The sequence below is a fragment of the Thermoflexibacter ruber genome (assembly GCF_900113045.1).
Lineage (GTDB): Bacteria > Bacteroidota > Bacteroidia > Cytophagales > Thermoflexibacteraceae > Thermoflexibacter > Thermoflexibacter ruber.
Genome location: NZ_FONY01000078.1, coordinates 4757 through 9051 on the forward strand (window position 1 = coordinate 4757; position 4295 = coordinate 9051).

The 4295-nt window shown below is 36.1% G+C and carries 7 protein-coding genes; all 7 read right to left on the reverse strand.

The window, feature by feature from the left end:
* The coding region (locus BM141_RS21600; RefSeq protein WP_143091065.1) for an Rpn family recombination-promoting nuclease/putative transposase at window positions 1-365 on the reverse strand (365 nt) is incomplete at its 3' end.
* 371 nt (window positions 366-736) lie between these two features.
* Window positions 737-1321, reverse strand: a complete 585-nt coding sequence (locus BM141_RS21605; RefSeq protein WP_091549522.1) for a hypothetical protein — start codon at window positions 1319-1321, stop codon at window positions 737-739.
* Complete coding sequence (locus BM141_RS21610; protein WP_262509471.1) at window positions 1321-2250, reverse strand: RHS repeat-associated core domain-containing protein; 930 nt, start codon at window positions 2248-2250, stop codon at window positions 1321-1323. The genes BM141_RS21605 and BM141_RS21610 overlap by 1 nt, the downstream gene beginning before the upstream one ends.
* A 36-nt stretch (window positions 2251-2286) precedes the next feature.
* Complete coding sequence (locus BM141_RS21615) at window positions 2287-2856, reverse strand: hypothetical protein (protein WP_091549524.1); 570 nt, start codon at window positions 2854-2856, stop codon at window positions 2287-2289.
* A 1-nt stretch (window position 2857) separates the two neighbouring features.
* Window positions 2858-3469 carry a hypothetical protein gene (locus BM141_RS21620; RefSeq protein ID WP_091549525.1) on the reverse strand — a complete coding sequence of 204 codons (612 nt, stop codon included), beginning with the start codon at window positions 3467-3469 and terminating at the stop codon, window positions 2858-2860.
* Between the two features lies 1 nt (window position 3470).
* Window positions 3471-3842 carry an RHS repeat-associated core domain-containing protein gene (locus BM141_RS21625; RefSeq protein WP_091549526.1) on the reverse strand — a complete coding sequence of 124 codons (372 nt, stop codon included), beginning with the start codon at window positions 3840-3842 and terminating at the stop codon, window positions 3471-3473.
* A gap of 45 nt (window positions 3843-3887) precedes the next feature.
* The coding region (locus BM141_RS21630) for a PD-(D/E)XK nuclease family transposase (RefSeq protein ID WP_177217505.1) at window positions 3888-4295 on the reverse strand (408 nt) is incomplete at its 5' end.

The window sequence follows — 4295 nt, forward strand, 5'->3', positions numbered from 1 at the left end:
GTAATAGCTATAGAATAAACCCCTTTCAATTGATAGTTCCAATCGCCTCGCTTTGCCTGTTCTTGAATGGGAAAAGTAGCGTAGTATAAACTCCTATCCTTAAAATAGTCTTGTTTAGCTCTTTGCATTTCCACAATGAACTTTTCTCCTTTTTCGTTTTCACAATACAGGTCAAAAATCGCTTTTCTATCCAAGTCGGTAGTCCCCAAATGCTCACTTTTGAGGTAGGTTAGGTCAATAATTTTGCCCTTGTCTGTGAGCAGTTCGTTCAAAAAATCAATGAGCAGGTCTTTGTTTGCCTCCTCCCCAAAGATTTTCTTAAATCCGAAATCGGTAAAAGGATTGATGTATTTTTGTGCAATCATATTCTATCTTGTTTTAGACAAAGATAGGGAAAAATGAGGAAATATCAATGAGGAATCTGGAATCAAAAATCTGGAGTAGAGTCGCAACGGCGAACCGTACAAATTTTGATTTGTGCTATTATAACTTGCTGATTAACAATGAATAAAACCTATCTCTCATGCTACGCACCAAATGCCAATCAGAGATTGGTAGATAGAATGCCTTAAACACACTGCGTTTAAGTCTAAAGCAAACAGGGGGGTATTGGCTGGCAGGGTCATGCCTATTGCTAACTCTTCCCATGCGGTTTCCCCTGCGGTGCTTACGTACTGCTCTTGGGTGCTGAGAATGCTATTGCCATTATATACCTCTAAGACTAACTTGGTACAATTTACGGAAAGTTTTTTCCTTGACGTTTCTCCCGATTTCTTTGCAGTGGCTTAGGTATAAAATCCTTAATTTCATAATTCTCTACTCTGAATTTTTTACCCTCTCTTATGATAAGTAGTAAATTTATAGAAGTAGGAGGAGATAATGTGAGCTTAGAATTTTTTGCTTCTTCTAAGATTTCTTGCAATTTCCCCTTTTTTAATTTCTCAAAAATGTAACTATCTCGACTGTTTTTTATATTGTAAGGAAAAGGAAAAGGGATTGAAAAAAAGTTAGTTTTATGAGTTTTAATATCCATAGAGTGATACATATATCTCACCGTATCATCATAAACATCACAACCAAAGGAAGTAACTGAACCATAATGAATACCTTGAAATATTACGATGGTATCATGTTTTAAAAATAATTGCTTGTCAAGTCTTCTCATCAAGTCCTTACGACTTTTTAATCCAAAATCACCCCCTAAATACATTTTGTATTCTTGGGAGTAAAATGTATCATTTATCTGTTTTAAAATGCTGTTTTTAACACTACACCCGCAAATAAATATACAAATAATAAATATGGCTGTTTTTTGTATCATTATTTTAAGCTTTTATAGTCAAAAGGTTGATTAGCTGCATTTTTATAAAATAGGCTTTTGCCATTGCTATCAATAATTCTTGTAGGTTCATAACCTCCTCCACCTTGCTCGGCATAATGTGTCCGCAAGGGTAAACCAGCCTGCGCTCTCATTATATTCTCAACATGAGTAGCATATTTTTCTGCTTCTAAAAATGGTTTAGAGGGGTCACTTGGATTAGCTACCCATGTAGTTCGGAAGCTGCCATTTCCATTAAGTATGAAATCTTGAACATGAGCAAGTTCATGCCCTAAATCAAGCCAAAGTGGACTCATTTGTATTCCATTTGTTGTCGGTATATTAGAACCTGTTAGAGATGGCTTTAAGCTCACAACACCATCACTTGCCTGACCTGCACCACCTCCTTCATTGCCTCTGTTCTTATTAGTCTGTTGCTCTATCCTTACATAATTATCTTCGCCATTTGCATTTTTACTATGGAAAAAATCAAATAATTCCCTTCCTTTTGCGGTATTTCCACCTAACTGATTAATAGTAGTCAAAACACCCGCTAAGAAACTATTACGCTGTGCAATAAATAATTTTTGTTGTCCAGTTTGTCTATCAAAGACATATAATTGCCCTTTATGGTATTTATAATCCTGCCCATTATGAGAAATCCAAATACTATCCCCATTCACATCAATATATTTGATAGGATTATTAGCGGCATATTGATATGGTGAAAAGTTATAATATTTCTCCGCAAACCTATCTACTTTAAAGAATCTTCCTATCTGAGCATCATAGTTCCTCGCCCCGTAGTCGTGCCAGTGCAGCCCAAGCTCAGTTTGCTTCTCTTTGCTGTTGAAGGTAAACTTATTCTCTGTATTAGGACTTGGTGCAGTCCAATCCAAGCCCTTCATTCCCAAGCCGAAGGGATAATACAGTCAGAGTTTTGAACTCTGACTATGTTTTGTATCAATTTAATTATCCAATGGAGGGAAAAGGTCTGGATTGAGTTCTAACTTCTGTACTGGAAGCCTCCATTCGATTAAAATGGAATTTATATTAGAGTAAATATTTGAATAGGGTATTTGCTCTATGCAAAAAACTACTCGACCATAAAAATCATATTCTTTCCCTTTGTCTGAAATAATACATGGAAAAAATCTATCTCCCTTAATAAGGGGATGTATTATATTATCCAAGCGGATTTCTCCATTTACCTTTTTTTGTATGACTTCTCCTACATATAGAAGTAATCCGTTGAACATATCTGTATTTATCTTTTCCAAATCAGTAGAATTTAAAATACTATCAACCTTTTTAAGACTTTCTATGCTACCATCAAGGTGTTCTGGAGCAATGAGTTGAAAAAGGGCATTTTTATAATGAATAGAATTTGCTAAAATATCAGGTTTACAACCTAAATACACTCGTGTAAATTCGTACCTATCATCGCTAAATTCAATGTAGTTTTTCATGGTATCTAAATTGTTTAGGTCTGGGTTAAGAAAATTTGTTAAAATAAAAAACCAAGTTATTGTTATCATGTTAGTTCCATTTTAGTTTGACAGGTCTATTAAACATTTCCATATTAAGCCGTATAGGAGCACCATTCATATAATTTTGCCTTAATCGTCCTTTGGGATTGGCATAATGTATTTGAGCATTATTGAAACTTATTGTTCCATCTTCCAATAGCGTAGAGGTTATTTGAATTAGATTAACTCCATAGTTTCTTGCTTCTTGAGTCAAATTTACCTTGACTCCTACAGGGGTAACTAAAAATAAGGTAGCCCCCCCGAAAGCACCTGCTGGTTTACGACTAAGCACCTCAAGCATTGCCAATAATTGTTGTGGATTGTCTGTTGAATAGTTTGCATCAAGCGTGGTCTGTCCTGATTTTACTTCATAGAAAGCTCCTTTATCATCATACGCCTTTATCCCTTCATTATCTTGATAAGCAACTCTCCCTATGCCATCGGGACGCACTCTGGCTTTCCTCACATTGCTTTCATACAAAATAGCACAACCATTTCTTACATTTTCAGGATTGTCATTATACATAACAGCGTTCCCTGTGGCTTCAAAAAATGCTTTTTCAAAAACATCTCCAATTTTAAATAAATCAGTAACTCCATTTTGAGCGGCTACCTCACGCAATTTAATCTACAGTTAAGGGGGTACCATTATCCTTTCCCTTTTCCTTTGCATTATACGCACTCATGAACTTCAACTGCATAAATGCTCGTTGAGCATCTACACCTGTATAGCTCGTACCCCATGCCGTTTCGGTTACATCTCTGCCCGTAGGGTCTATGTACCTCAGCGGGTTGTTATTCAAGAAAGAATAAGGCGAAATACTCACATACCTATCCCCATGAGGGTCAAGGGTAGTAGTCCTACCTGTCTGATAGTCATAGCTTCTGGCACTGAAGTCGTAGTGGTACAGCCCAAGCTCGGTTTGCTTCTCCTTGCTATTGAAAGTAAATTTATTCTCTTGACTTACATTCTGCACATAGTCCAAGCCCTTCATGCCCAAGCCAAAAGACAGGGTAGAAATAAGAGTTTGCCATTCCCCCTATCTCACTTCCTTCCTCAATGCTTCTATCTGCTCAATAGTTAAGCCTGTAAGTTTTAAAATTACCTGATTATCAAAACCCTCTGCTATCATATTCTTGGCTATTTCTATCCTTTCTTCTACTCTTCCTTCATTAAAGGAAGTTTCTAAAGAGGCTGTAAAGTCCAAATAGTTCTTTTCACTATCTCGGTAAGATTGCAACTGCTTCTCATCAAAACGTGCAATCTCTGCAATTTGAAACAACTTTTTAAACACTTTTTCTTGCAACTTAGCTGGTATCTCCTCTATTTTTACTAAGTTTTTTAGCACATACAACCACTTGTCAAAATGTGTTTCTATCTCCTCTAAACTCTTGTCAAACTTCTTGATTTCTACATAGATAAAGCGTAACTTGTCATAAAATATCTT